This window comes from Streptomyces sp. NBC_00663 (genome assembly GCF_036226885.1).
Taxonomy (GTDB): Bacteria; Actinomycetota; Actinomycetes; order Streptomycetales; family Streptomycetaceae; genus Streptomyces.
Genome location: NZ_CP109027.1, coordinates 3,652,238 through 3,677,976 on the forward strand (window position 1 = coordinate 3,652,238; position 25,739 = coordinate 3,677,976).

Annotated in this window: 22 protein-coding genes; 7 read left to right on the forward strand and 15 right to left on the reverse strand. The window is 69.3% G+C overall.

Translation table 11 applies throughout. From position 1 onward, the window contains the following. Window positions 1-40 precede the first annotated feature (40 nt). From OG866_RS16475 to OG866_RS16510, 8 genes are all read right to left on the reverse strand, one after another. Window positions 41-433 (reverse strand): cytidine deaminase, encoded by a 393-nt coding sequence (locus tag OG866_RS16475; protein WP_329335456.1) that lies wholly within the window; start codon window positions 431-433, stop codon window positions 41-43. Next, entirely contained in the window at window positions 430-1,692 is a 1,263-nt protein-coding gene (locus OG866_RS16480; protein WP_329335458.1) for an ABC transporter permease, read from the reverse strand. The genes OG866_RS16475 and OG866_RS16480 overlap by 4 nt, the downstream gene beginning before the upstream one ends. Then, window positions 1,692-2,810 carry an ABC transporter permease gene (locus OG866_RS16485; RefSeq protein WP_329335460.1) on the reverse strand — a complete coding sequence of 373 codons (1,119 nt, stop codon included), beginning with the start codon at window positions 2,808-2,810 and terminating at the stop codon, window positions 1,692-1,694. Before OG866_RS16485 ends, OG866_RS16480 begins: the two co-directional genes overlap by 1 nt. Further along, window positions 2,807-4,459 (reverse strand): ABC transporter ATP-binding protein, encoded by a 1,653-nt coding sequence (locus OG866_RS16490; RefSeq protein WP_443063643.1) that lies wholly within the window; start codon window positions 4,457-4,459, stop codon window positions 2,807-2,809. The genes OG866_RS16485 and OG866_RS16490 overlap by 4 nt, the downstream gene beginning before the upstream one ends. Before the next feature lie 224 nt (window positions 4,460-4,683). Then, entirely contained in the window at window positions 4,684-5,727 is a 1,044-nt protein-coding gene (locus tag OG866_RS16495; RefSeq protein ID WP_329335462.1) for a BMP family lipoprotein, read from the reverse strand. Between the two features lie 221 nt (window positions 5,728-5,948). Then, on the reverse strand, window positions 5,949-6,986 hold the full coding sequence (locus tag OG866_RS16500; RefSeq protein ID WP_329344139.1) for a BMP family lipoprotein: 1,038 nt from the start codon (window positions 6,984-6,986) through the stop codon (window positions 5,949-5,951). A gap of 296 nt (window positions 6,987-7,282) precedes the next feature. Next, on the reverse strand, window positions 7,283-8,503 hold the full coding sequence (locus tag OG866_RS16505; RefSeq protein ID WP_329335464.1) for a M20 family metallopeptidase: 1,221 nt from the start codon (window positions 8,501-8,503) through the stop codon (window positions 7,283-7,285). A gap of 494 nt (window positions 8,504-8,997) precedes the next feature. Next, window positions 8,998-9,366 carry a hypothetical protein gene (locus OG866_RS16510; RefSeq protein WP_329335465.1) on the reverse strand — a complete coding sequence of 123 codons (369 nt, stop codon included), beginning with the start codon at window positions 9,364-9,366 and terminating at the stop codon, window positions 8,998-9,000. Between the two features lie 41 nt (window positions 9,367-9,407). Here OG866_RS16510 and OG866_RS16515 point away from each other — a divergent pair, with 41 nt between their 5' ends. Next, window positions 9,408-10,067, forward strand: coding sequence for a class I SAM-dependent methyltransferase (locus tag OG866_RS16515; RefSeq protein WP_329335466.1), 660 nt, complete (start codon window positions 9,408-9,410; stop codon window positions 10,065-10,067). Between the two features lie 17 nt (window positions 10,068-10,084). Here OG866_RS16515 and OG866_RS16520 read toward each other — a convergent pair whose 3' ends face one another. The 4 genes from OG866_RS16520 to OG866_RS16535 all read right to left on the reverse strand — a co-directional run bounded on the left by OG866_RS16520 (window position 10,085) and on the right by OG866_RS16535 (window position 14,892). Further along, window positions 10,085-11,167 carry a hypothetical protein gene (locus OG866_RS16520; protein WP_329335468.1) on the reverse strand — a complete coding sequence of 361 codons (1,083 nt, stop codon included), beginning with the start codon at window positions 11,165-11,167 and terminating at the stop codon, window positions 10,085-10,087. Between the two features lie 55 nt (window positions 11,168-11,222). Then, window positions 11,223-12,164, reverse strand: coding sequence for an N-acetylneuraminate synthase family protein (locus OG866_RS16525; RefSeq protein ID WP_329335469.1), 942 nt, complete (start codon window positions 12,162-12,164; stop codon window positions 11,223-11,225). A 14-nt stretch (window positions 12,165-12,178) separates the two neighbouring features. Continuing rightward, window positions 12,179-13,396 (reverse strand): N-acylneuraminate cytidylyltransferase, encoded by a 1,218-nt coding sequence (locus OG866_RS16530; RefSeq protein ID WP_329335471.1) that lies wholly within the window; start codon window positions 13,394-13,396, stop codon window positions 12,179-12,181. Between the two features lie 161 nt (window positions 13,397-13,557). Then, window positions 13,558-14,892: a DUF6716 putative glycosyltransferase gene (locus OG866_RS16535; RefSeq protein WP_329335472.1), complete on the reverse strand. Its 1,335-nt coding sequence runs from the start codon at window positions 14,890-14,892 to the stop codon at window positions 13,558-13,560. A gap of 198 nt (window positions 14,893-15,090) precedes the next feature. Between OG866_RS16535 and OG866_RS16540 the strand changes: the two genes are divergently transcribed. From OG866_RS16540 to OG866_RS16555, 4 genes are all read left to right on the forward strand, one after another. Then, window positions 15,091-16,077, forward strand: a complete 987-nt coding sequence (locus tag OG866_RS16540) for a glycosyltransferase family 2 protein (RefSeq protein WP_329335474.1) — start codon at window positions 15,091-15,093, stop codon at window positions 16,075-16,077. Further along, window positions 16,077-17,429 (forward strand): polysialyltransferase family glycosyltransferase, encoded by a 1,353-nt coding sequence (locus OG866_RS16545; protein WP_329335476.1) that lies wholly within the window; start codon window positions 16,077-16,079, stop codon window positions 17,427-17,429. The genes OG866_RS16540 and OG866_RS16545 overlap by 1 nt, the downstream gene beginning before the upstream one ends. Window positions 17,430-17,567: 138 nt before the next feature. Then, entirely contained in the window at window positions 17,568-18,536 is a 969-nt protein-coding gene (locus OG866_RS16550; protein WP_329335478.1) for a hypothetical protein, read from the forward strand. Window positions 18,537-18,546: 10 nt separating this feature from the next. Next, entirely contained in the window at window positions 18,547-18,855 is a 309-nt protein-coding gene (locus tag OG866_RS16555) for a DUF6193 family natural product biosynthesis protein (protein WP_329335479.1), read from the forward strand. 54 nt (window positions 18,856-18,909) lie between these two features. Here the strand turns inward: OG866_RS16555 and OG866_RS16560 are convergent, their stop codons facing one another. Together OG866_RS16560 and OG866_RS16565 are read right to left on the reverse strand one after the other, a co-directional pair. After that, on the reverse strand, window positions 18,910-21,225 hold the full coding sequence (locus OG866_RS16560) for a glycosyltransferase (protein ID WP_329335481.1): 2,316 nt from the start codon (window positions 21,223-21,225) through the stop codon (window positions 18,910-18,912). Further along, window positions 21,222-22,682, reverse strand: coding sequence for a glycosyltransferase family 29 protein (locus OG866_RS16565; RefSeq protein ID WP_329335483.1), 1,461 nt, complete (start codon window positions 22,680-22,682; stop codon window positions 21,222-21,224). Before OG866_RS16565 ends, OG866_RS16560 begins: the two co-directional genes overlap by 4 nt. Window positions 22,683-22,909: 227 nt before the next feature. Between OG866_RS16565 and OG866_RS16570 the strand changes: the two genes are divergently transcribed. Together OG866_RS16570 and OG866_RS16575 are read left to right on the forward strand one after the other, a co-directional pair. Next, entirely contained in the window at window positions 22,910-24,019 is a 1,110-nt protein-coding gene (locus OG866_RS16570) for an acyltransferase family protein (RefSeq protein ID WP_443063644.1), read from the forward strand. Window positions 24,020-24,083: 64 nt separating this feature from the next. After that, window positions 24,084-24,968, forward strand: a complete 885-nt coding sequence (locus tag OG866_RS16575; RefSeq protein WP_329335484.1) for a class I SAM-dependent methyltransferase — start codon at window positions 24,084-24,086, stop codon at window positions 24,966-24,968. Here OG866_RS16575 and OG866_RS16580 read toward each other — a convergent pair. After that, on the reverse strand, window positions 24,965-25,675 hold the full coding sequence (locus OG866_RS16580; RefSeq protein WP_329335486.1) for a TetR/AcrR family transcriptional regulator: 711 nt from the start codon (window positions 25,673-25,675) through the stop codon (window positions 24,965-24,967). The genes OG866_RS16575 and OG866_RS16580 overlap by 4 nt on opposite strands. Between the last annotated feature and the right edge of the window lie 64 nt (window positions 25,676-25,739).

Sequence of the window (25,739 nt, forward strand, 5' to 3'; positions counted from 1 at the left end):
CGCGGCCCCTCCCGACCGAAGCAGAGGGGCCGCACAGGAGTTACTTGGAGGTGAGATGGTCCGGGCCGAAGGCCTGCGGCAGCATCTCCGAGAGGGGCAGGATCCCGGCCGGTGTCTCCATCACGAGATCGGGGCCGCCGAACTCGTACAGCAGCTGTCGGCAGCGACCGCACGGGACCAGCACCTCGCCCCGGCCGTCGACGCAGGTGAAGTGCGTCAGCCGGCCGCCTCCGGTGCGCTGGAGCTCCGAGACGAGCCCGCACTCGGCGCACAGGCCGACGCCGTACGAGGCGTTCTCGACGTTGCAGCCGGAGACCGTGCGGCCGTCGTCGACGAGGGCCGCGACGCCGACGGCGTAGCCCGAGTAGGGGGCGTACGCGTGGCTCATCGCCTCGCGCGCCACGGCTCTCAAGGAGTCCCAGTCGAAGGTCACTTGCCCTGTCCCTTCCGGTACGGCATTCCGTCGGCCTTCGGCATCCGCAGGCGCTGTGCGGAGAGCGCGAGGACGAGGAGGGTGATGACGTACGGGCTGGCCGACACGACCTGGTTGGGGACCTCGTCCGTGTTGAGGTACCAGATGAACATCAGGGCCGAGATCGCGGCGGTGATGACGGCGGGGACGTACTTCTTCTTCCAGACGAGGTACGCGACGCCGAACACCAGCAGGATCGCCAGCAGCAGGAGCAGCGCGTGGACGTTGGTGGTGCCGCCGCGCAGGTTGAGGCTGTCGGTGTAGCCGAACAGGCCGGCGCCGAGGGCGAGGCCGCCCGGCATCCAGTTGCCGAAGATCATCGCGGCGAGACCGATGTAGCCGCGGCCGGCCGTCTGGCCGTCGAGGTACACGTTGGACGCCACGATCGACAGGAAGGCACCGCCGAGGCCGGCGAAGCCACCGGAGATGATCACGGCGATGTACTTGTACTTGTAGACGTTGACGCCGAGGGACTCGGCGGCCACCGGGTTCTCGCCGCAGGAGCGCAGCCGCAGGCCGAACGAGGTGCGCCACAGGACGTACCAGGTGGTGGGGATCAGGGCGACGGCGACGACGGTGAGCGGGGAGAGGTCAGTGATCAGACCGCCGACCAGGCCCGCGATGTCGGAGACCAGGAACCAGTGCTTGCCGTTGAGGGTCTCCAGCCAGCTGGACAGGCCGGGGACGTCGAAGGTGCCGAGCGAATCGATCGGCGGAGACTGCTTGGAGGAGCCCTGCGGGGCGTCCTCGAAGGTGAACTTCGACAGATAGCGGGTGGTGCCGAGCGCCAGGATGTTCAGGGCCACACCGGAGACGATGTGGTTGACGTTGAAGGTGACCGTGGCGATCGCGTGCAGTACGGCGCCGAGCGCGCCGCCGAGGATGCCGACCAGGACACCGGTCCACGGGCCCCACTGGTAGCCGGCCCAGGCGCCGAACCAGGTGCCGAGGATCATCATGCCCTCGAGGCCGATGTTGACGACGCCCGCGCGCTCGGCCCACAGACCGCCGAGGCCGGCGAGGCCGATCGGCACGGCCGCGCGCAGGGCGGTGGACATCTGGCCGGTGGACGTGATGCCGTCGGCGCCGGTGATCAGCCGGACGGCCGAGACCAGGATCAGCACGCCCGAGATGACCAGGAGGAGGACGGGCAGCGACATGCGCCGGCCGCCCTTGCCGGGCTGCTTGGCCGCGGGCTTGGCGATGGTCGCGGTGCTCATCAGACCGCCACCTCCTTCTTGGTGTTGGCCGCGGCCGCGGCGAGTTCCTCACCGACGCGCTTCTGCTGCCGGCGCAGACCCCACGAGCGGACGACCTCGTAGGAGATGACGACCGCGAACACGATCAGGCCCTGCATGATCGTGGCGATCTCCTTCTCGTACGGCTCGGGAGTCGCGTAGTCGAGAGCGGGGGACGCCTTGTCGAGGAAGGCCCACAGCAGGGCGGCGAGCGCGATGCCGCCGGGGTTGTTGCGGCCGAGCAGGGCGATGCCGATGGCGGTGAAGCCGAGGCCGGCCGGGAAGCTGAGGCTGTACGTGTGGGCGTCGCCGAGCAGCAGCGGCAGGCCGGAGATGCCGGCGACGGCGCCGGAGATCAGCATCGCGGTGAGGACCATGCGCTTGGCGTTGACGCCGGAGGCCGCGGCGGCGGTCTCGGAGGCGCCGGTGGCGCGCAGGTCGAAGCCGAAGCGGGTGCGGTTGAGGACGAACCAGTAGCCGATGCCCATGGCGAGGGCGAGGAAGACCAGGCCGTAGATCTCGCCGACGTCGGCACCGAGGTTGATGCCGGGGACCCAGCCGGACTCCTTCATCACACCGGTGGTGGTGTTGTCGCCGAGGGCGACGCCGAAGTTGTCGCGGAGGGTGAGGTAGCTGATCACGGCGGTGGCGATCGAGTTCAGCATGATCGTCGCGACGACCTCGCTGACGCCGCGCGTCACCTTCAGGATGCCCGCGATACCGGCCCACATGGCGCCGGTGAGCGCGCCGACCAGCAGCAGCATCGGTACCTGGAGGGCGGCCGGCAGCGCCACGTGGGCGCCGACGATGGCGGCCATCAGGGCACCGAGGCGGTACTGGCCGTCGACGCCGATGTTGAACAGGTTCATCCGGAAGCCGAGGGCGACTCCGAGGGCGGCGATGTAGTACATCGACGCCTGGTTGATGATCAGGACCTGTACGTCGGAGTAGCCGGCCTGCTCGATCATCAGCCGGTAGGGCTCGATCGGGCTCTTGCCGGAGGCGATCAGCACGACCGAGGTCAGCAGGATCGCCGCGACGAGCGCCAGGGCCGGTCCGGCCACGGCGAGGAGCACGCGCTCCTTGTCGAACTTCTTCATCGGGCCTCGTCCTCCGGGGCGCTTTCTTCCTCGACGTGCTCCAGGTGACCGGTGGCGGCACCCGTCATGGCGGAGCCGAGCTCCTCCGGGGTGACCGTGGCGGGGTCGGCGTCGGCGACCAGCCTGCCGTCGTAGATCACCCGCAGTGTGTCCGACAGGCCGATCAGCTCGTCGAGGTCGGCGGAGATCAGCAGTACGGCCAGGCCGTCCCGGCGGGCCTCGCGGATGCGGTCCCAGATCTGGGCCTGCGCGCCGACGTCCACACCGCGGGTGGGGTGGGCGGCGATCAGGAACTTGGGGTTGTGGCTCATCTCCCGGCCGACGATCAGCTTCTGCTGGTTGCCGCCGGACAGGGAGGCGGCGGTGACGTCGATGCCGGGGGTGCGGACGTCGAACTCCTCGACGATCCGGCGGGTGTCGGCCTGGGCGGCCTTGGGAGTCAGCCGGAAGCCCTTGGCGTTGGGGGCCTCGGTGACATGGCCGAGGATGCGGTTCTCCCAGAGCGGGGCTTCCAGGAGCAGGCCCTGGCGGTGCCGGTCCTCGGGGATGTAGCCGACGCCGGCCTCGCGGCGCTTGCGGGTGACCCAGGGGGTGATGTCCTCGCCGAGGAAGGCGATCGTGCCGGAGTCGGCGTTCTTGGTGCCGATCAGCGCGTCGATGAGCTCGGTCTGGCCGTTGCCCTCGACGCCGGCGATGCCCATGACCTCACCGGCGTGGATGGTGAAGGTGACGTCGTCGAGGACCTTCTTGACCTCGCCGCTGTCCGCGGCCAGTCCGACGCCGCCGGACGGCTCGGCCTCGACGCCCAGGGAGGCGCCGCCGGACGCGTAGACGGTGAGGCCCTCGACCCGGATGACGGGCTTGTCGGTGACCGTGGACTCCGCGGTCTCCGGGGTGGGCAGTTCGCTGCCGACCATCATCTCGGCGAGCTGGCGCGGAGTGGTCTCGGAGGGGACGGCCGTCCCGACCGTCGTACCGCGCCGGATGACCGTGATGTCGTCGGCGACGGAGAGCACCTCGCCCAGCTTGTGCGAGATGAAGATGACGGAGAGGCCCTCGGACTTCAGCTCACGCAGGTTGTCGAAGAGCGCGTCGACCTCCTGGGGCACCAGGACCGCGGTCGGCTCGTCGAGGATGAGCGTCTTGGCGCCGCGGAAGAGGACCTTGAGGATCTCCACGCGCTGACGCTCGGCGACACCGAGGTCCTCGACCAGGGCGTCGGGGCGGACGCCGAGGCCGTAGCGGTCGGAGATCTCCTTGATCTTCTTACGGGCGGCGCCGCCGATGCCGTACAGCTTCTCGCTGCCGAGCACCACGTTCTCCAGCACCGTCAGGTTGTCGGCCAGCATGAAGTGCTGGTGGACCATGCCGATGCCGCGCACGATGGCGTCGGCGGGGCTGCTGAAGCTCACCTGTTCGCCGTCGACCGCGATGGTGCCCTCGTCCGGCTTCTGCATGCCGTAGAGGATCTTCATCAGGGTCGACTTGCCGGCACCGTTCTCACCGACGAGGGCGTGGACGGTGCCCTTGCGGACAGTCAGGTGGATGTCGTGGTTGGCGACGACACCCGGGAATCGTTTGGTGATCCCCGCCAGCTCGACCGCGATCGTCGACGGCGCGGTGAGCGGAGGGCTGCTGGTCGCGTCGATGGCGCACTCTCCTTGAGGAAGGGGCCACTCTACGCGCGTAGCGCCCCTGCTTTAAATAGTGCCCGGATATGACCGTCTTCGTTGAAAAGACGATCTGTTCCGAGCATTCTGCCGCGCGAACGGGGCACAGAGAGCCATGCTCCAGGTGCCCCGTTGCGCGGTCGTCACGCTGCCATTACAGCGGTTATATGGCCAAGGCCTGTGACCGGGTCGGGATCAGACGGTCAGGAGGTCTTCACCTTGATGGAGCCGTCCTTGATGGCCGCTTCGGCCTTCTTGATCGCGTCCTGGATCGCGGTGTTGTCCGCGAAGGTCGGGTTGGACTGCGACACGCTCACGCCGCCGTTGGACAGCGAGCCGCGGACCACGCCGGTCTCCGGCTTGCCGTCGTGGACGGACTTGGCCAGCTCGTAGACCGCGCCCTCGACGTTCTTCATGGCGGACGTCAGGATCGAGTCCTTGTACGCCTTCAGCGCGTCCTGCTTGTACTGGTCGGAGTCGACGCCGATCGCCCAGATCTTGTTGGCGCTGGCGGCCTTGATGACACCCTGGCCGGACAGACCCGCGGCGGCGTAGACGACGTCCGCGCCGTCGTCGATCTGGCCCTCGGCGGCGCTCTCACCCTTGTCGGGGCTGGAGAAGCCACCCTCGGCGGCGGTCTGGGTCAGGTACTGGACCTTGACCTGGACACCCTTCTTGGTGTCCTCGACGCCCTGCTTGTAGCCGGCCGCGAACTTGTGGATCAGCGGCACGTCCACACCACCGACGAAGCCGACCACGTTGGACTTGGTGGCCTTGGCGGCGGCGACGCCGGCCAGGTAGGAGGCCTGCTCCTCGGAGAAGACGAGGTCGGCGACGTTGTCGGCCTTGGTCTGCTCGTCGTCGACGATGCCGAAGGTGGTCTTCGGGTACTTCTGCGCGGCCTCCTTGACGGCGGGCGCGTAGGCGTAGCCGACCCCGATGACCGGGTTGTAGCCCTGCTTGGCCAGGGTCTCCAGGCGCTGCACCTTGTCCGCGTCCGACTCGCCGTCCTGCGGCTCGACGGCGGTGGACTTGTAACCGAACTCCTTGTCGGCCTTGTCCAGACCGGCGGTCGCGGCGTCGTTGAAGGACTGGTCGCCCTTGCCGCCGACGTCGTACGCCAGGGCCAGGCCCAGGTCCTTGCTGTCGTTGCTCGAAGAGCTGGACGAGCTGCCACAGGCAGACGCGGTCAGAGCGAGGGCTGCGGTAGCAACACCCGCAACGGTGATACGGGACACCCGGCGCATGGAACGTGACTCCTTTGTGCAAGCGCCCAAACCAGGCGCTGGTTCCGCCGCAGCGTAACGCGCGTAGACCAGACGGAAAACCCCTTCTGTCCGGTCCGTTACCGAGCTGTGGCCACAGTTGGTGGACAGACTACGGACAGCAGTACGCCCCTTGCGGGAGGCAAGGGGCGTACTGCCTGCAAAGGGGCCCGTAGGGCCTATCGGAGGACTCTGCCGGGGGGTCAGGAGGTCTTGACGGTGACCTTGCCCTCGATGATGTCCTTCTTGGCCGCCTCGACCGCCGCGACGACATCGGTCATGGCCTTGTACTTGGGGTTGGAGTCGGCGAAGCCGACGCCGCCGGACTTGAGGTCACCGCGGACGACACCGGTGAGCGGCTTGCCCTCGTAGACCGACTTGGCGAGGTCGTAGACCGCGCCGCCGACGTTCTTCAGTGCCGAGCCGAGGATGTAGTCCTTGTAGTTCTTCAGCGCGTCCTGGTTGTACTGGTCGGAGTCCACACCGATGGCCCACACCTTCTTGGCGGCGGCCTCGGAGATCACGCCCTGACCGGAGAGGCCGGCCGCGTGGTAGATGACGTCGGCGCCCTTCTCGATCTGGCCGCTGGCCGCCTCCTTGCCCTTGTCGGGGCTGGAGAAGCCGCCCTCCTGCGGGGTCTGGGTCAGATACTGCGACTCGATCTTGATCTTCGGGTCGACGGACTGGACGCCCTGCTTGAAGCCCGCGCCGAACTTGTGGATCAGCGGGATGTCCACACCGCCGATGAAGCCGACGTGCTTGGCCTTGGACGCCTTGGCGGCGGCGACGCCCGCGAGGTAGGAGGCCTGCTCCTCGGAGAAGACCATGTCGGCGACGTTGGCGGCCTTGACCTGCTCGTCGTCGATGACACCGAACGTGATGTCCGGGTGCTTCGCGGCGACCGTCTTCACGGCCGGCGCGTAGATGTAGCCGACGCCGATGATCGGGTTGTAGCCGGCCTTGGCGAGCTGCTCCAGGCGCTGGACCTTGTCCGCGTCGGACTCGCCGTCCTGCGGCTCGATGTCCGTGCCGCCCATGCCGAATTCCTTGTCGGCCTTCTCGAAGCCGGCGAAGGCCGCGTCGTTGAAGGACTGGTCGCCCTTGCCGCCGATGTCGTAGGCGAGCCCGATGCCCTTGCCCGAGTACTTGCCGTCCGCCGAGGTGGACGCCTTGTCGCTGTCGGCCTTGGTGCTGGACTCACCGCACCCGACGGCCGCGAGGGCGATGACCGAGACAGCCACCACCGCTTGGGAGAACCTGGTCCTCCGAGATATTCGACGCACAGCAAGCACCCCTTCATCCCCACGGCACCGCCGAACGGCCCCGCATCCCCAATGTGCCGCCAACGGTGGCGATTTCGGCGCACAGTAACGCGCGTAGAAGGGGAGGGGAACGGGGTTTCTCGTGGCCGTTATCGAACCGTGCCGCCATCGGGTTACGTTCGCGAGAACCCGGTTACGCGCGGGTGACACAAGAGGACGAAGGGGCACCAATGGTGGCACCCCTTCGCAGGATCTTTCCGGCCCTCAAGTCGCTCTCAGGAGGCCGCGTCGAGCAGCGCGGCAGCCGTGAAGAGTTCCACGCCCACGGTGATGGCGGCCTCGTCGGCGTCGAAGTCCCCCTGGTGGAGGTCGCGCACGGTCCGCTCACCCGGGGTGCGGACGCCGAGCCGCGCCATCGCGCCCGGGACCTGCTCCAGATACCAGGAGAAGTCCTCGCCCCCGAGGCTCTGCTCGGTGCTCTCGACGGACTCCGCGCCGCGCCGGGTGGTCATGGCGTCCCGCAGCAGCTCCGTCACGTCCGCGTCGTTGACGACGGGCGGGACGCCCCGGACGTAGTTGATCTCGGACTTGGCGCGGTGCAGGTTGGCGATCTCGTCGATGGCGGCGACGACGATGTCGGGCGCCTGCCGCCAGGTGTCGGGGTCCAGGCAGCGCACGGTTCCGGACAGTTCGGCGTGCTGCGGGATGACGTTCGGCGCGTGGCCGGATTCGATGCGTCCCCAGGTGACGGCGAGTCCGCTACGGCTGTCGACGCGCCGGGCGACCACGGCGGGCACGTCGGTGACGACGCGGGCGACGGCGGTGACGAGGTCGGTGGTCAGATGCGGCCGGGCGGTGTGCCCGCCGGGTCCGTCGAGGGAGACCTCCAGCCGGTCGCAGGCGGAGGTGATGGCGCCGGTGCGCAGTCCGATGCGGCCGGCGTCGACCCGCGGGTCGCAGTGCACGGCGATCATCTTCCCGACGCCCTCCAGCACCCCGCAGTCGATGGCGTCGGCGGCACCGCCGGGGAGGACTTCCTCGGCGGGCTGGAAGAGCAGCCGGACGGGCCGCGGCAGCCTGCCCTCCTGCTGCAACCGGGCCAGCACGAGCCCGGCCCCGAGCACGACGGCCGTATGCACGTCGTGTCCGCACGCATGGGCTCTGTCGGGCACGGTGGACCGGTACGAGCAGTCACTCTTCGTGTCCGGGATGGGCAGGGCGTCGATGTCGGCGCGCAGCGCGAGCATCGGCTTCTGTCCGTCCCACTCACCGATGTCACAGACGAGCCCGGTGCCTACGGGGAGGACGCGGGGTCGCAGCCCGGCCTTCTCGAGCCGCGCCTTGATGGCCGCGGTCGTGCGGAACTCCTGGTTGCCGAGCTCGGGGTGCATGTGCAAGTCGCGTCGGAACGCGACGAGTTCGGCATGCAGGCTCTCGGGCAGCGTGCCGGGAAGCACGGCTTCCCCGGCTGGTTCGGCCTCGGACTCTTGGGACATCAATTGCTTCACCCTCTGAAGGGTAGGACGCCCGGGTGGCCAACTGACCCTCGATCAACAAAAGTTCAACCCGTTAGGGGAAGAAAATCTGGCCGCTGGGCGCATACGTATGGTCTGGGATGGGTAAACTCGGCCGACCTCCTGGCCGGATGGATCATGCGATCCACGGAGAGTGACCGCCGGCTGACCTGCGACTGCCTCGGTCGAAGGCATCCGGCCACACCCGTCACTCATCCCCTCCTCCTGGGATACCACGCCGCGATGCCCCCGCGTCGCCCGTGTTCGCCTGTCGGGACCGACCTAAGCCAGGAATCCACCCTGCCTCCGCTGAGACGCTTGTTCCGGTCCCGGAATCATCACCGCCCCGCGACGTTTCCGCCACGCGGCGTGACGGGGCCCCCTGGCCGGGACACGCCTCCCAGCATGACGATCACGACTGGCCTCGCCGGCTTCGGTCACCCACGGTAGCCAGGCGTGCGGCTACGCGACGCCGTTCACAGCGCCGCCCACTCCCCGAGCTCCGCGAAGGACCTCGTCCGGACGAAGCCCCGCACGACGCTCCACGCCTTGTCGACGGTCATGACGAAAAGCCCGGCGAAGATCGCCGGTTCGTCCATGACCGGGACGTCGACCGCCACGTCCCGTGGGACGGTGCCGTCCCCGACGAGCAGGGACACGGTCTCCTCGTCGGTGAAGAGATGAACGACCGCGTGATCGGCCCGGAAGCTCAGGGTCACATAGGGGAACAAGCCGTCCGGCAAGTCGACTTCCAGGTGCCCCTGGCCTCGGGAGCGCAGTTTCCCGAAGGCGTCCGTCAGCTCATCGAGTGCCGAGTCGGCGCCCTTCTCGTAAAGGCCCGTCATCCTTCACCCCCGCTTCGAGCGGCCTCGCTAGGGTGCCCCGCATGAGTGCCGAGAACCCCGACTTCATACGGTCCACCAGTGCCGCGTACGACATCATCGCCGACGACTATGCCGAGCAGTGTGCGGACTGGGCCGGCATTCACACCTTCGACAGGGCGCTGATCAGCGGGTTCGCTGAGTTGGTGAAGGAGCGGGGGCGGGAGCCGGTCGCTGATGTGGGGAGTGGGCCGGGGGCCGTCACCGCGCGGCTGCACGCGCTCGGGGTGCCCGTGTTCGGGATCGACGTCTCGTCGCGCATGGTGGCCATGGCCCGGCGGAACCATCCCGAACTCCGCTTCCATGTCGGGTCCATGACGTCCCTCGACCTGCCGGACGGCACGCTCGGCGGGATCGCCGCGCTGTACTCGGTCATCCATGTGCCGGACGAGCAACTTCCCGGCGTGTTCGCGGAGTTCCGGCGGGTGCTCGCGCCCGGCGGGTATCTGCTGCTCGCCTTTCAGTACGACGAGGAGACGGATCACCTGCATCTCGACGAGCGGTTCGGGCACGCCATCTCGCTCGACTACTACTGGCGCCCGCCGGAGAAGGTCGTCGAGCTGCTCACCGGCGCCGGGCTTCAGCTCCACAGCCGCACCGTGCGCGAGCCCCAGGGGCAGGAGAGGTACCGGAAGGCTTACCTCCTCGCCCGTAAGGACGGGTGATCAGCGGCCTGCCGGCGTCACACCGCGGCCACCGCCGACAGCCGCGTGACGTCCCTCGCCGTGCCTGTCACCCCGGACAGGAAACCCTGCGCCCGCGGTGACGCGTTCTCCGCCAGCCAGGCCGGGTCGATGTCGCAGACCGCCACCTTGACGTCCGTGCCGGTCAGGGCCAGCGGGAGGGTGTGGACGACGGTCGAGGGGAAGCTGAGGATCGTACGGCCGATAGGGCCCCTGCGGGCGATCAGCTCCAGGGGGAGGTCCGGGCGGACCACCTCCAGGCCCGTCTCCACCGCCAGACGGTGCAGCTTCTCCGCGCTCTCGCGGCGGTGCGCGAAGTAGCGGGTCGTGCCGTGCGCCTTCGACAGGGTGCGTACCGCCTCCAGATAGGCGTCGCCGTCCACCACCCCCGTCTCCACCAGCGACGTACCCACCATGTCCGCGCCCTTGGTGATGCGCGGCGGGCCGAAGCGGGAGCGGGTCCAGGCGAAGGTGTTGGCGGTCGAGGTCACGCCCTGCGGCTTCTCCTCCATCGGCATCGAGGAGAAGATCTCGACCCTCCGGTCTCCCGACGGCGTCAGGCGTTTGCGGGCCGCCGAGGAGACCGGGGCGAAGACCAGGTCGCGGGGGCCCGGGCGGCCGCCCTTGCGGTGCCAGCGCACCAGGCGTTCGCCGCGGGCCAGTTGGGCCACGAACTCCATCGTGGCGGTGCCGTCGTCGACCACGACGAGGGCGGGCGCCTTCGTGATCGTCAGCAGCAGTTGTACGTAGCGCGAGAACGGGTCGCCCAGGACGACCCGGTCGGCCCTGCGGAGCATGCCCGCGAGGCCGCCGATCGTCTGGAAGGGCGCCGCCGGGCCGCCCCGCGCCTCCTCCCAGCGGACCTCGTGCCCCTCCTCACGGGCCAGTTCCGCCATCCGGCGCAGCTGGCCCCGGGTCATCGGGTCCGTCGGGGACAGGACGACGAGGGTGAGCCCCGCGCCGAGGGCGTCGCCCGAGGCATGCTCGTGCGCATGCGCCCACTCCAGCACGTTCAGCAGCTGTACCGGGCTCTCGACGAACGCGAGAGTGTGGGGGCCGGCTGACCCGGCGCGGCGGCTCATCTACGTACGACCGTCCCGTCGTAAGGGAATCAGAGGGATCAAGAAGTCAGGCGCTTCAGACCGCTACCGGCTCGCCCGCCGCCGCGGCGATCTCCGCCTCGGCCACGACACCGGTCACGCGGCGCAGCTTCTTCATCGGGCCGAGCTCGGAGTCGTAGACCTTCTTGACGCCGTCGCCGAGGGAGGCCTCGATGGTGCGGATGTCGCGGACGAGGCGCGTCAGGCCCTGCGGCTCGACGGAGGCGGCCTGGTCGGAGCCCCACATCGCGCGGTCGAGGGTGATGTGGCGCTCGACGAAGGTGGCGCCGAGGGCGACCGCGGCGAGGGTGGTCTGAAGGCCCGTCTCGTGGCCGGAGTAGCCGATCGGGACGTTCGGGTACTCCTGCTCCAGCGTGTTGATGACGCGGAGGTTCAGCTCCTCGGCCTTCGCGGGGTACGTCGAAGTGGCGTGGCAGAGAAGGATGTTCTCCGAGCCGAGGACCTCGACGGCGTGGCGGATCTGCTTCGGCGTCGACATGCCGGAGGAGAGGATGATCGTGCGGCCGGTGGCGCGCAGGGCGCGCAGCAGCTCGTCGTCGGTGAGGGACGCGGAGGCCACCTTGTGGGCCGGGACGTCGAACTTCTCCAGGAAGGCGACGGCCTCGGTGTCCCACGGGGAGGCGAACCAGGCGATCCCCTTCTCCTTGCAGTACGCGTCGATCTGGCGGTACTCGTCCTCGCCGAACTCCACGCGGTGGCGGTAGTCGATGTACGTCATCCGGCCCCAGGGGGTGTCGCGCTCGATGTCCCACTGGTCGCGCGGGGTGCAGATCTCCGGGGTGCGCTTCTGGAACTTCACGGCGTCACAGCCGGCCTCTGCGGCCACGTCGATGAGCTTGAAGGCGTTCTCCAGCTCACCGTTGTGGTTGATGCCGATCTCGCCGCAGATGTAGACGGGCTGGCCGGGACCGGCGATGCGCTCGGTGCCGAAGGTGCGCAGACGGGTGTTGGAAGACATGGCTCAGACGTTCCTTACTTGTCGAGGGAGTCGAGAGAGGGGCCGAGGATCCAGCTGGCGATCTCTCGGATCGCGCCGTCGCCACCGGGGAGGGTGGTGACCGCACGGGCGGCGCCGCGTACCACGTCGTGGGCGCTCGCGACCGCCACGGGCCAGCCCACGACGGCGAAGCACGGGAGGTCGTTGACGTCGTTGCCGACGTAGAGCACGCGCTCGGGCGCGATGCCCTGCTCCTCGCACCACTGCTTGAGGGCGAGGTCCTTCCGGTCGATGCCGTGCAGCACGGGGAGCTTCAGCTTCCGTGCGCGGGCGGCGACGACCGGGTTCTGCTCCGTGGAGAGGATCAGCATCTTCAGCCCGCTCCTGCGCAGGGCCGCGATGCCGAGTCCGTCCCCGCGGTGCACGGAGACGAACTCCTTTCCATCGGCGTCGATCAGCACCCGGTCATCGGTCTGGGTGCCGTCGAAGTCCAGTACGACCGCGTCGACGTCCTCGAAGGACGGCAGGGCGCCGGGGCGGTCCGCGTCGAACAGGGGCGCGAGCGCCCGTGCCCGCGCGAGGTCATGCGGGTCGTCGATCTCCAACACCCGGGCGGGGTCGGTGCGTACGAGCTCGGTGCGACCGAAGAAGCGGTGCTGGTGGGTGCGGAAGCCGGCCGCGTCCATCGCGTAGGCGGCGCCGGTCTCCAGCAGGTCCTGGGGGCGGTCCTGGCGGCGGGGGCGGTACGACTTGTCGTGGTTGACGCCGTAACCGCCGGGCTCCTGCGTGGAGTCGACCTCGTCGCGCCAGACGAAGCCATGGAAGGGCGCCACCGTCACGGCGGTGTCCGCACCCTTGTCCACGACCGCCGCGGCGACCGCCTCGACATCCTCACGGACGATGAAGGGGCTGGTGCACTGCACCAGCATCACCACGTCGACGGCCGCGCCGTGCAGCGCCTCGTGGGTGTCCATGGCGTGCAGCACGGCCGCCTCGGAGGTCGCCGTGTCCCCGGCGATGGCCGCGGGCCGCAGCACGACCTCGGCGCCGGCCTCACGGGCCGCGGCGGCGATGGCCTGGTCGTCGGTGGAGACGACGACGTCCGTCACGAGCCGGGTCGCCCGGCACTCCCGCACGGCCCGCACCACGAGGGGCACGCCACCGACGGGGGCGAGGTTCTTGGCGGGCACACCCTTGGAGCCGCCGCGCGCGGGGATCACCGCGAGAACACGGCGTACCGACGGGTTGGACATGGGTTGCACTCCTAGCGCAGGGTTCGCAGAGCTGTGGAAGGCGGCGGAGCCGCCTGACAGGGGCGCGGGGCTGTGTCGATATGCGGCTCCGCCGCGGGGCGCGACCGGCCCAGACGGCGCCGCAGCCGCAAAGCGACCCACCGCGGCACTCTCGAAGGCGCTCACAGCTCCCCCATCCGCCGGATGACGGGAGCCACCCGCTGCACCCCGTGCCGGTACGCCCCCCGAGCCGCCCGCCGCACGATCTGCCGAACCGGCCCCGGCTCCTTGTCCGCGGCGGGAGCCCCCGGCAGCGGACTGCCGTCCGGGCCCAGGTGGTGGCGCGCGAGGATGCCGGGCAGATAGCCGGGCGCGGTCGCGGGCGTGTAGTACGGGGTCAGCGGCGGCATGCCCGCCGGGCGGCCCAGGAGCTTGGTGATCCGCTCCCGCGCCGCGTCGAAGGCGGTCGCGTACGACCCGTCCGCCACGACCCCCTGCCGGGCCACCCACTCCGCGTCCGGCGACGGCCGGTGCCCGTCGTCCAGCTGGTCCCAGGAGGCGAGGCAGCCGGAGCCGACGAAGTGGTGGTTGCCGAGGACTTCGCGTACACCCAGGTCGGTCAGAATCACCGTCGGGATACGCCGGTGCAGGGACTCCAGGGCCGCCGTCGAGCTGATGGTGACCAGCAGATCCGTCCGGTCCAGAACCTCGCCCATGTTGCCGTACACCAGCCGGAAGTTGGCCGGCGGAGCGAGCCTTTGGACCAGCTTCTGGTAGGGCTGCTCCTCGATGTGCGTGGTGTGCTCCCCCGGCTTGGAGCGCAGCTTCAGCAGCACCTCGCGTTCCGGGTGCAACCGGGCGTGCTGGATCAGCCGGTTGAGCAGATACGTACGGTCCTTGCGGCTGTCCGGCACGGACGGCTGGACGGCGAAGACGACCGTGTACGGGTCGTGCTCACCCTCGTAGGCCGCACCGCCGAGGAACGGCAGCGCCACCTCCGTCACCGCCGAGGCGTCGGCGCCGACCCCCTCGTACACGGACCGGAAACGCTCCGCGTCCTGGCGGGAGTTGGCGAGGACCAGGTCGGCCCCGTGCCGCAGCAGCAGTCCGTCGGCGAGCTTCTCGTAGACGACGCCGACATAGCCGGTGACGACGACAGGACGCTCGGCGCGGCCCTCCCACACGCGCTTCAGGCCGTGCAGCATCGCCTGGACGCCACCGCCGACGAGGGCGAGCACGACGATGTCGTACGGCTCCTCGGCCATGGCCCGCAGGAACTCCACCGACGTCACCTCGCGCAGCGACTCGGCCTCGACCCCGACCTCCGCCAGCTGGCGGGGGGTGGGCGTGGCCCGGCCGCGCAGCAGGAAGCCGCTCAGGGAGAGGGCGTCTTGCGCGGAGTCGCGCGGTGCGATGCGATGAGCGGTGAGGGCACCCCATTTCCAGCGGGTGTCGGAGTCCGCGAGAACCGCGATTCGCAGCGGCGTCGTTGTAGTTGCTGGCGTACTTGCTGGCACGAAGAAGACGCTAGGAAGCAATTTCTAGGTGCGGCCCAACCGCGAATCAACGAAAAGTTAACAACAGCCCACCGAGAACCGAACTGGCCCGCCAAAGCCCGGGAAGTTCATGGGATGCACCATTCCGACACATCGAGTTCACCCCCCGTACCCTCGGCGTCAAGTTGCCCTGTCGGACGGCCTTCTAGCGTTTCGCAGGTGCCAAAGCTCTCCGTGATCGTGCCGTTCTACAACGTGCAGCAATACGCCCCGGACACCCTCAGAAGTCTGCGGCTCAACGCCCGGAGCGACTTCGAGTTCATCCTCGTCGACGACAAATCGAAGGATGAAACGCCCGCCATTCTCGAACGGGCAGCCGAGTCGCTTTCCGATGTCGCGCAGGTGAGATATATCCGCCATGAGACGAACGGAGGTCTCGCGACCGCCCGCAACACGGGACTGGACGCGGCGACCGGCGAGTACCTCACCTTCCTGGACGGCGACGACTGGCTCGCGCCGGGCTATTTCGCCGAGCTGGTGGCCGCCATCGAGGGGCTGGGCTGCGACTTCGTGCGCACCGACCATGTCCAGGCGACCGCCCGCGCCCGGTCCGTGCACCGGGCCCCCGTCGGACTGCGCGGGGAGGTGCTGAACCCGCGCGAGGCGATCCTGCCCGCCGACCGGACGACGTCCGTGGACTACGCGTACGCCTGGGCGGGGGCCTATCACCGCCGGCTGCTCGACAAGGGTCTGCTGCACTTCACGGACGGGCTGCGGACCGCCGAGGACCGGCCCTGGATCTGGAAGCTGCACCGCGAGGCCGAGTCGTTCGCCGTGGTGAGCCTGCTGGGCGTGTTCTACCGGCGTGGGGTGGCCTCCTCGCTCACGCAGATCGGTGACGCCCGTCAGCTGGACTTCATCCGCGCCTTCGACCAGGTCGTCGAGGAGACCGCGCAGGACCCGGACGCCGACCGGCTGCTGCCGAAGGCCGTGCGCACGTACTGCGCGATCATCGCCCACCACCTCTCCGACGAGTCCAAGTGGGAGCCGGCCGTCGCCAAGGAGCTGCGGACCCGCAGTGCGGCGGCGATAAGGCGGATGCCGCAGGACATGCTCGGCGACGTACTCGACACGATGGACCTGCGCCGCTCCTCCAAGCTGCGACGGCTGCGGCGCAAGGTCACCACAGCGAAGGCGGCCGCGTGATGGCAGGGATCGCAGGGAACAGCTCGCGTACGACCCAGATCTTCTGCGCGTCCACGCTGTACGGGGCGGCCACGCTCGCCGCCGCCGTCGACTCCGACCTCTTCGACGAGGCCGAACGCCGGGTGCTGCTGGTGTTCAACAACTCGGCGACCCCGGAGACCACGCTCCCGCTCGACCGGATGCCCGGCTTCGAGCCGCTGCGGGCCCACTTCGACGCGGTGCTGTCCTGGAACGAGGCCATCCACCCCTTCCACCCCGGCGCCTGGACCCCGCGCGCCGACGACATCCCGCTCTTCGAGCGCTATCTGCGGCTGCTGTGGGGTCTCGGGGACGACCGGGTGGAGCTGGTCCTGGAGTCCATCCAGGTCACCCCCGCGCTGACCGTGGCCCAGCTGTTCACCGGCGCCCCCGTGCATGTCTACGCGGACGGCCTGATGAGCTACGGCCCCACCCGCAACAAGCTCGACCCACTGGTCGGCACGCGCGTGCGCCGCCTGCTGCACCTGGACCTGGTGCCGGGCCTGACTCCCCTGCTGCTGACCGAGTTCGACGTGCCCGCGCAGGTCGTGCCGTCGGGCGCGTTCCTGAAGGTGCTCAGCGAACTCGCGGATCACGTCCCGGACTTGCCGGTGCTCCCCGCCGACTCGGCACTGCTCCTCGGCCAGTATCTGTCGGCGCTGACCATCCTCTCCGCGAAGGAGGAGGAGGATCTGCATGTGCGGATGCTGCGCGGCGCGGTCGAACGCGGGCACCGTTGCGTCGTGTTCAAGCCGCACCCCACCGCACCGGCCCGCTTCAGCCGCGCGCTGGAGACCGAGGCGGAGAGGCTGGGCGTCGACCTCACCGTCCTCGACACCCCCGTCCTCGCCGAGGTGCTGTTCGAGAAGGCCCGCCCCGGGCTGGTCGTCGGCTGCTTCTCCACGGCCCTGTTCACGGCCGCCGAGTTCTACGGCCTCCCGGTCGCCCGCGTCGGCACCGAACCCCTCCTGGACCGCCTCACGCCCTACCAGAACAGCAACCGCGTCCCGGTGGTGCTGGCCGACGCGGTCCTGCCGGACCTGGAGCAGCGCGAGAACGAAGCCCCGCTCCCCACGGACGAGCTGAACGACCTGATCACCGCGGTCGGTTTCACCCAGCAGGACCGCATCTACCCGGCCCGGCGCGCGACGGCGGAGAAATACCTCGCCCAGCATCTGCGCCCGCGCACCCAGCGCTACTTCAGGAAGAAGCGCCTCACCTCCCTGGGCCTGCCCGGCGGCATCCCGGAGCGCCTGGCGTTCCTGCCGCACAACTCCACGGCCCGCCGGGTCGTACGGCGGGCCAAGGCGCTGAAGAAGGCCGTGAAGCGCTGAGCGAACCAGGAATGAACTCCCCGCAAAGGGCATGGAAATGCGGCCCAATCATCGAGTTACTCCGTTGATTCAATGGTGATGCGGTGTCCGAGGTCCCTAGGATCACGGGCACCGCTCTCCGAATCCCGTGAGGCCCTCATGACGAAGCTCGGCCGGCTCTACTCCCTCTTCGACAGTGTCGAGCTGCCGGAGGACCTGCCCTACACCCAGTGCAGCAGCTGGGAGCTCCAGTTCCTGTACCTGGTCGGCCGGCACCACCTCACGGGGCAGGGCCGGATCGTCGAACTCGGCTCCGGGGGCGGCGGATCGACGTACGCCCTCGCGCTCGGGCTGAGTGAGAGCCCCGTGTTCGACACACGGAAGGGCCGGCTGCACGCGTACGACTTCTTCCGCGTCGGCAAGGGCACGTTCGCCTCGGAGAAGTTCTTCGACTCCGGTCACAAGCCGGCCGACGACAACTCCTTCCTGGACGACTTCAAGCGGCGCCTCGGCCCCTTCCTGCCCTTCCTGGAGATTCACGCCGGTGACCTGTGGCAGACCTCGGACCCCGAGGACACCACCCCGGTGGAGTTCCTGCACATCGACATCGCCAAGACGGCCCGGGTCTTCCGCTGCGTCTCGGAGCGGTTCCTGAGCCGGATGCGGCCCGGCACGGTCGTCCTGCACCAGGACTTCGCCGGGCCCCGGCTGCCGTGGCTGCACCACAGCACCGGCGCGTTGCTGCCGTACATCGAGATCGCCGGGCCGCCGATCCGCTCCACGCTCGCCTTCGAGGTGACGAAGCCGGTCCCGGCGGACGTCCTCAAGCGGATCACCGAGGACGACTACACGGTCGACGAGAAGCTCGCGCTCATCTCCGCCGTCCAGGAGAAGATCGACCGCGACCACACCGACGGCATCCCCTTCAAGTCCGTCCTGGAACTGTCCAAGGCGTACGTCGCCCATTACGACGGCCAGCACCGGCGCGCCTGGTCCCTGGCCAAGCCGCTGCGGTCGGACGCGTACTTGAGCCGCACCCGGGCCGATCACTTCGAGCAGCTGAAGAAGGCGTACGACAGCGAGCCGTCGTTCCTGGACAAGCTGGTGCGCAGGACCGTCGGCCGCTGATGATGGGCCGATGGACACGGATGCGGCGGTAGCGGCGGGCTGGCGGAAGGCGCGGGCCGACGGGCGCGTACGGGACGAGTTGCTGGACCTGGCCTACGCGGAACCGCGGCTGCGGCGCCGGTACCCGTGGATCGGGATGGGTGAGCTGCACTTCAGCCGCACCACCGAGTACCCGTGGACCTGGGACGCCCGCTTCGTCCTGTCCGAGTACGGGGGCACCTACTTCGTGCTGGGCCCGACCCGGCAGGACGTGGTGGGCCGGGTGGAGACGGCACGGGAGGCCATCGACCTGGTGCTGGCAAGCCTGCCCCAGGAGTGAGAAACGGGCCCCCTGTGCCATGGGGGCCCGCGGTCTCTCAGCTCGCCGGGGGCATCAGCCCAGGATCACCCGCAGGTCGGCCGCGTTCGCCTCGGTGACCTTCCACAGTTCCTGCTGGCGGCCGTGGACGTCGGCGACCGTCTTGGCGTGGTCGGCGAGGAGGTCCTTAGCGCGTTCGACCAGACGGGCGGCGAGATGGCGGTCGTGGACCGAGACACCCCACTCCGGGCGCTCGATGTCCCGCAGGAAGTACGCCATCTTCGGGTGCGAGATCAGGCTGATGATCGGCGTGCCGAGCCCGAACGGGATCATGCCGGCGTGGCCGCGCATGCCGATGACCAGCTTGGTGCGGGCGTACAGGTCGCGGATCTCGTCGTTCTCGAAGTCGTACATCGGGATGACGGGCATCGAGATGCCGTGCTCGCGGCGCAGGTCGAAGGCGATCTTCTCGTCGTCGAGCGAGTGCGCCACGCACTTCACCTCGCCGAGCGCCCCCAGGTCACGTACGGCCTGGGCCATCTGGGCCAGGAAGTAGCCGTAGTCGTGGCCGAAGCGCAGGCCCGCGCGGTCGTAGGCGGCGTTGATGAGGATGGTGTCGTCGCGGCGGGCCGGGTCCTGCCAGCCGGCGACCAGCTGGCGCATGACCGTGGTCGGGCAGGGCTGGAAGCGGACCTTGTCGTGCAGGTGCGACGGCAGCATCGCACGGACCTTGTCGATCGAGCCGTGGTTGCGCAGGCCGAAGAAGGCGGAACGCTCGACGAGTTGGAGCAGGGACTCGCGGAAGCGGTTGGCGCGGTAGGACTGGCCGTCGAAGGCGTTGAAGCCGACCGCGAAGACGGCGATGGGCACGTCGATGCGGTTCAGCAGGGCGTCCGGGACGTTCCACTGCCAGGCGCTGTTGCCGTTGGGCATGGTGTCCGGAATGAAGAGGCCGCCGCCACCGATCACCAGGCCTCGGCGGGCGTTCACGCGCTCCAGCGCCGCCTCGTCGAACAGCCGGTGGGCGTGGACGGAGTGCCAGCGGCGGGACGTGGTGTCCGGGCCGAAGGCGAGGCGGACGGTCTCCGGGAGGAGCTTGTCGCCCGCGTTGCCCTGCCGGTCCATGTAGAAGGCGACGTGCGCGAGTTGGTCCTCGGCGCTGCCCCGCTCCTGCGCGGGCACGGCGGCGGCCCGCTGGGCCCACAGCCGGCTCGACCGGTGCGTCGGGTCGACGGTGATGCCGGCGGTGGCGTACCGCAGCGCCTCGGTGTTGTCGCCGTGCACCCAGGCCATCTGGGCGAGCCGGGCGTAGGCGGTGGCGGCCCGGTTGGGGGCGGCGGTGGCCAGCAGCAGCTGGGCCTTGGCCTCCTCGTGGCGGGAGACGCTCATCAGGGCGTGGCCGAGGACCTCGTGCGGCCAGGCCTCGTCGAGGGGGATGCGGACACCGCTCAGGACGTCGACCGCGTCCTGGTAGTCGCCGTTCGCGATGTGCGCGGCGGCGACCTTGCGGGCCACCTCGACGTCGCCGGTGCGCTTGACGTGCGGGGTGCCGAAGTGGACGACGAGGTCGTGGTGGAGGCCGCCGCTGGACGCCAGATAGGCCGCCTGGAACTCGGCGTCGGACAGCTCGTACTCACGCCAGCGGTCCTCCGCCTGGCTGTACCCCGCCTCACCGCCCTGCCACGGCTTGTGGCGCCCGGTGAAGTGCAGGATCGCGGTGTCGTCCGGGACGGGCAGGTCGCCCGACAGCCGCCGCTTGACGAAGTTGTAGCGCGGGTCGACGCGCACGAAGTCGCCGTCGAGGACGGCGTTGAGGATGCCCTGGTCGTGCTTGTCCAGCTCGTAGTCGCCGTCGCGCCCGCACTTGTCGAGCCGCGCGCAGAACTCGTCGCTCAGGTACTCGCGCTGGATGACCAGGAGCCCCGAGTTGAGCTTGTGCTGCCCGTAGAAGAACTGCGGGACGGCCGCCAACCCCTCGCGCAGCTCCAGGAGTTCGCGCAGATCACCGAGGACGACCATGTCGGTGTCGAGGGTGATGACGGTGTCGTACTCCCGGATCCGGAAGACATCCAGGATGAAGTACGCCTTGCGGACCAGGTAGTTGTCCTGGTCGCCCTTCTTGTACGCGTCGTAGTGCGTGTCGTTGACGCGCTTGAGGACGATCCGCGGGTGCAGGGCACGGATCCTGGCTATCGAGCCGGGGCGCAGATCGTCGTAGAGGACGACGAAGTCCTCGCACACACTCGGGTTGGACAGCGCGAGGCTCCTGAGCAGGGTCAGGAAGCCGGGCAGGTAGTTCTCGTCGACGTAGGACGCGAAGGCGATACGGCGCTTGCCGGTGAGGGCCTGGGCGTCCGTGACGGGAGCGGCGGTCAGGGTGGTCGTGGTCATCGCAGGGAGATCCTCATGTCGGTCACGCTCTGGGCCCGCTGCATGACCCATGCCTTCTCACTGGTGTATTCGTGCACGGACGTGATCGCGAGCTTCATCGCCTCCTGGACGCGATAGGCGCCGCTCTCGTAGAAGTCGAAGCCGATCAGGTCGAGGGTCGGGCTGACGTCCAGGAAGTCCAGCAGGTACAGCATGTTGAAGCCGGTGGTCGGGATGCCGGACCAGACGTCGGCGGAGAGCCTGCCGATGTTGCGCACGGGCCAGCGCAGCGACTCGTCGCCGAGGAAGGTCTGGGCGCCGGGGACGAGCCGGTTGCGCAGGGAGTACTTCCAGTCGCCGGAGATCCCGCCGAACACCAGCCGGGTGTCCACCTGTTGGTCCCAGTTGAAGCCGTGCTTGTGGATGGTGGCGTGGATGTCGGTACGGCTGCCGGTGTGCCTCGGGTCGATCCGGTACGAGTTGAAGCGGACGACGAGGTCGTACGCGTCGATCTCCGCCCCCATCGAACTGGCGCCGACGCGACCGGAGTTGGCGATCAGGCAGATCGACTTGCCGGCGATGCGGTTGCGGAACTCGCCGAGGCTGATCCACTGCACGCCGCCGACGGTCGGGTCGGTGACGGGGCCGCGCATGCGGTTGCGGCGCTGCTCGGCGTAGAGGGCCAGGGCCTCGGTGAGCGCGGGGAGGTCCGTCTCCTGCGTCATGCGCAGGTCCAGGTACTGGCTCAGGAGTTCCTGCCGGTCGGCGACCGGGGCGTCCTCGGCGGCCAGGACGAGGAGCGCTCCCACGAGGCGCGGCTCGGCCTCGGTCCAGTCCCCCACGGCCTGCGCGGCGAGCCCCTCGGCCCAGACGTCGGTGGCGGCGCGCCGGGTGAACTCCTCGGCGCGCGGGTTCTGCCGCCGCAGCAGGGCGAGCAGCTCGCGCTCCTTGTCGGCGGCGGCGCGCAGTCCGGCGATCTTGGCGCGGACGCCGAAGCCGTCGTCGTCGGTGAGGGAGAGGTACTTGTCGTACGCCTCGACGGCCTCGGCCTCCTCGCCGAGCGTCTCCAGGAGCCGGGCGCGCAGTCGCCAGCCGGCGCGGGAGTTCTTGCGCTGGGCGAGGACGGTGTCGGAGATGACGAGGGCGAGGTTCAACTCGTCGTCGTAGCCGCACTCCAGGGCCTTGTTGGCGACGGCGAGCAGGGCGTCGAGCAGCTCGTTGCCGATGCCGTTCGCGGGGGCGGCGGCGCCCTTCACGGCCCGCTTGAGCAGGGCGGTGGCGCCACCGGCCGGGGCGGGCGGGGCGGCGACACTCGTCGTGCCCCACACGACGAGGAGCTTGCGCAACTGCTCGGCGAGTTCGACGCGACGGCGGTCGACGCTGCCGACGACCTTTCCGCTGTGCACCGCGCAGGCGCGCAGGCAGTCGTCCAGCTCCCCTCCACGCGCACGTGCACGTCTCTTCTGGACCGTCGTCATGGCACTCCTGTTTTGTCTTCTTACCAAAGCTCAGACGAGTTCTTGGGCTTTACCGCTTGTGTGCGGGGATTCTGAGGGAATTTAGGAAGCCAAAACGACATTCAGGTGAACTCACCGGGACCGGGCGGCTAATCGTTGGCTGGCCGGCCAAGACATGCCTGTGATTCGGACTAACGTCCCTGTGTACACCCGTAGGAACAGCTGTCGAGGGGATATCCGTGACCACGTTGACCGTCCGCGAGGTGGCCGCGACACCCCGGCGGCCGGAACCGGCGGCGCCCCGTGAGACCCGGCTGCGGGCCCTGGACGGGCTGCGGTTGGTGGCCGCGCTGATGGTGGCGGCGTACCACTACGGCGGCCGGGGTGGCGACGTCACGGCGGCCTGGGGAAGTTCCCCGAAAGACCAGTTCCCGACGCTGCACCAGTATTTCTCGTACGGCTGTCTCGGCGTCCAGGTCTTTTTCGTGATCAGCGGATTCGTGATCTGCATGAGCGGTTGGGGCAGGCCCCTGAAGTCGTTCTTCGCGTCCCGTGCGTCCCGGCTGCTGCCGGCGTACTGGGCGGCGGTCGTGCTCGTCACCGCCGTCTTCGCCCTCCCGATGGTGGCGTACAAGGCGGTGTCGCCGAGCGACGCGCTGGTGAACATGACGATGCTCCAGCAGCCGCTGGGCGTGGACCGGGTGCTCGGGGTCTGCTGGACGCTCTGGGCCGAGGTGCGCTTCTACGCCCTCTTCGCCCTGTGCGTGGTCCTGCCGGGTGCCTCGCGCCGCCGGGTGATCCTGTTCTGCGCGGGCTGGACGCTGGCGGCGGCGATCGCGCAGGCCGCGCACCAGCCGCTGCTCGATGTCGTGCTGATGCCCGAGTACGCGCCCTTCTTCATCGGCGGTGTCGGCCTCTACCTCGTCCACCGCGACCGGCGGGACGTGTACGCGTGGGGCATCGTCGGCGTCAGCTTCCTGATCGGCCAGCACTACGCGGTCCGCGGCCTGTGGAACGTCGGCGACCCCACCGCGTTCGCGCACCGCTCCTCCGCCGGGATCGTCCTCGTCGTCGCGCTCGGCTTCCTCGCGGTGGCGGCGATCGCGCTGGGCCTGCTCAACTGGGCGAACTGGCACTGGCTGACGGTCGCCGGGGCGCTGACGTACCCCTTCTACCTGGTCCACGAGCACCTCGGCTGGGTGGTGATCCACGCCCTGCACATCGGGCTCGGGCTGCCGTCGGCGGCGACCTTCGCCCTGACGGTCGCCGCGATGCTGCTGCTGGCGTGGCTGCTCAACCGGTACGTGGAGAAGCCGCTGACCCCACGACTGCGCTCGGCTCTGGCCAAGGCTCGGTGAGGTTGTTCATCTGACGTTCCGCCGCGGGTCAGTTCGGCCGGGCCGCAGCGAGCAGGAATGTCTCATGGGCAACGCACAGCAGACGTACACGTACCCCGGTGAACTCAGCGACGTACCCGGCTGGTTCCCGCCGCTCGACCAGATGCTGTTCACCTGGTTCCTCGACCGCCAGCGGATCCAGGGCCTCAAGGGCGACCTGCTGGAACTGGGCGCCTACATGGGCAGGAGCGCGATCCTGCTCGGCCGGCATCTGGGCGAGGGCGAGGAGTTCACCGTCTGCGACCTGTTCGGCGGGGAGGCGCCGGACGGGGCGAACCGGGCCGAGACGGCGAAGTCGTACGCCTCCCTCACCCGGCAGTCCTTCGAGCGCAACTACCTCTCCTTCCACGACGAGCTGCCCCGCGTGATCGAGGCGCCCAGCTTCGTCATCTCCTCCGAGGTGGCCCCGAAGACCTGCCGCTTCGTCCACATCGACGCCTCGCACCTGTACGAGCACGTCCGCGACGACATCGGCGCGGCGCGGGAGTTGCTGCTGCCCGAGGGGATCGTCGTCCTCGACGACTTCCGCTCCGAGCACACGCCGGGGGTGTCGGTGGCCGTGTGGGAGGCGGTGCTGAACCGGGGGCTGCGGGTGGTCTGCCTCAGTACGCAGAAGCTGTACGCGACGTGGGGTGACCCGGGGATGGTCCAGGAGGAGCTGCTGGAGATGCTCAGGGGACGGCCGGACTGCGGGCTGAGCGTGCAGGAGGCGGCGGGGCAGCGGCTGGTGAGGGCGCGGGCGAAGGGGATGCAGGCGGTGGAGTTTCCCAAGTCGCGGCACTATGTGGCGCCGACGCCGGTCGTGGTGGCTCCGAAGCGTCGCCCATCGCCGGTACGTCGGGTGGTGGTGGACCTGTTGCCGCCAGTCATCACTCGGGCCGCGCGGAAGGCTTTGACCGTTCGTGGTTAGCTGCGGGTGTGTGGGGGCTGGTCGCGCCCACGCGGCGGAGCCGCGTATGTCACAGCCCCGCGCCCCTTCAGGGCGTTTGCGATCCCGTCGATGATCAAGGACAGGCCCTCTTCGAAGTGCTTGTCGTAGTCCTCGAAGATCTCCCTCCCCGCCGCCGCCGACAATGGGAAGTCGGCCATCAGGCGCGCCCGTTCCTCGACGCCGAACCCCTCTCTCCGGTCGCCCGGCAGCGGCTCGACGCCCTGTTCCTCGGTGACGAAGCCGAGGGTGTAGAGGTAGGTCGTCTGGGCCGCGCGGACCGCCTGCGCGAGGGTGAAGCCGGCGGACGTGAACAGGCGCAGGTTGTCCTCCATCGCCTCGACGTGCACGAGGCTCGTGAAGCGTGAGCCGCTGAAGACCTTGGCGCCGTCGCGGTAGCCGAGCAGGGCGGCCCGCAGTCCGCGGTTGGTCTTCAGCAGCCGCTCCTGCCAGGTGTCGCCGGGATCCAGCGCGGTCCCGGCGACCATCCGGCGGTACATCTGCGTCGCCATCTCGTCGAGCAGCGCCTGCTTGTCCTTGAAGTGCCAGTACAGGGCGGGCGCCTTGACGTCGAGCTCCCTGGCGATGGCCCGCAGGCTCAGACCGTCCAGGCCCAGCTCGTTCAGGAGCGTCAGGGCGGTGTCCGCGACCCGGGCGCGGTCGAGGGGGGCGCGCTTCTCCGTACTCACGGTTGACAGCTTAACAGCGTTAAGGGCAGTCTTGTCATCGACGGAACTTAACAGCGTTAAGGAG

Excerpts from the sequence above, each read along its gene's own strand:
- OG866_RS16480 (WP_329335458.1), bottom strand. The coding sequence starts at position 1,692 with ATGAGCACCGCGACCATCGCCAAGCCCGCGGCCAAGCAGCCCGGCAAG.
- OG866_RS16485 (WP_329335460.1), bottom strand. The coding sequence starts at position 2,810 with ATGAAGAAGTTCGACAAGGAGCGCGTGCTCCTCGCCGTGGCCGGACCG.
- OG866_RS16495 (WP_329335462.1), bottom strand. The coding sequence starts at position 5,727 with ATGCGCCGGGTGTCCCGTATCACCGTTGCGGGTGTTGCTACCGCAGCC.
- OG866_RS16505 (WP_329335464.1), bottom strand. The coding sequence starts at position 8,503 with ATGTCCCAAGAGTCCGAGGCCGAACCAGCCGGGGAAGCCGTGCTTCCC.
- OG866_RS16510 (WP_329335465.1), bottom strand. The coding sequence starts at position 9,366 with ATGACGGGCCTTTACGAGAAGGGCGCCGACTCGGCACTCGATGAGCTG.
- OG866_RS16515 (WP_329335466.1), top strand. The coding sequence starts at position 9,408 with ATGAGTGCCGAGAACCCCGACTTCATACGGTCCACCAGTGCCGCGTAC.
- OG866_RS16520 (WP_329335468.1), bottom strand. The coding sequence starts at position 11,167 with ATGAGCCGCCGCGCCGGGTCAGCCGGCCCCCACACTCTCGCGTTCGTC.
- OG866_RS16525 (WP_329335469.1), bottom strand. The coding sequence starts at position 12,164 with ATGTCTTCCAACACCCGTCTGCGCACCTTCGGCACCGAGCGCATCGCC.
- OG866_RS16530 (WP_329335471.1), bottom strand. The coding sequence starts at position 13,396 with ATGTCCAACCCGTCGGTACGCCGTGTTCTCGCGGTGATCCCCGCGCGC.
- OG866_RS16545 (WP_329335476.1), top strand. The coding sequence starts at position 16,077 with ATGGCAGGGATCGCAGGGAACAGCTCGCGTACGACCCAGATCTTCTGC.
- OG866_RS16550 (WP_329335478.1), top strand. The coding sequence starts at position 17,568 with ATGACGAAGCTCGGCCGGCTCTACTCCCTCTTCGACAGTGTCGAGCTG.
- OG866_RS16555 (WP_329335479.1), top strand. The coding sequence starts at position 18,547 with ATGGACACGGATGCGGCGGTAGCGGCGGGCTGGCGGAAGGCGCGGGCC.
- OG866_RS16560 (WP_329335481.1), bottom strand. The coding sequence starts at position 21,225 with ATGACCACGACCACCCTGACCGCCGCTCCCGTCACGGACGCCCAGGCC.
- OG866_RS16565 (WP_329335483.1), bottom strand. The coding sequence starts at position 22,682 with ATGACGACGGTCCAGAAGAGACGTGCACGTGCGCGTGGAGGGGAGCTG.
- OG866_RS16575 (WP_329335484.1), top strand. The coding sequence starts at position 24,084 with ATGGGCAACGCACAGCAGACGTACACGTACCCCGGTGAACTCAGCGAC.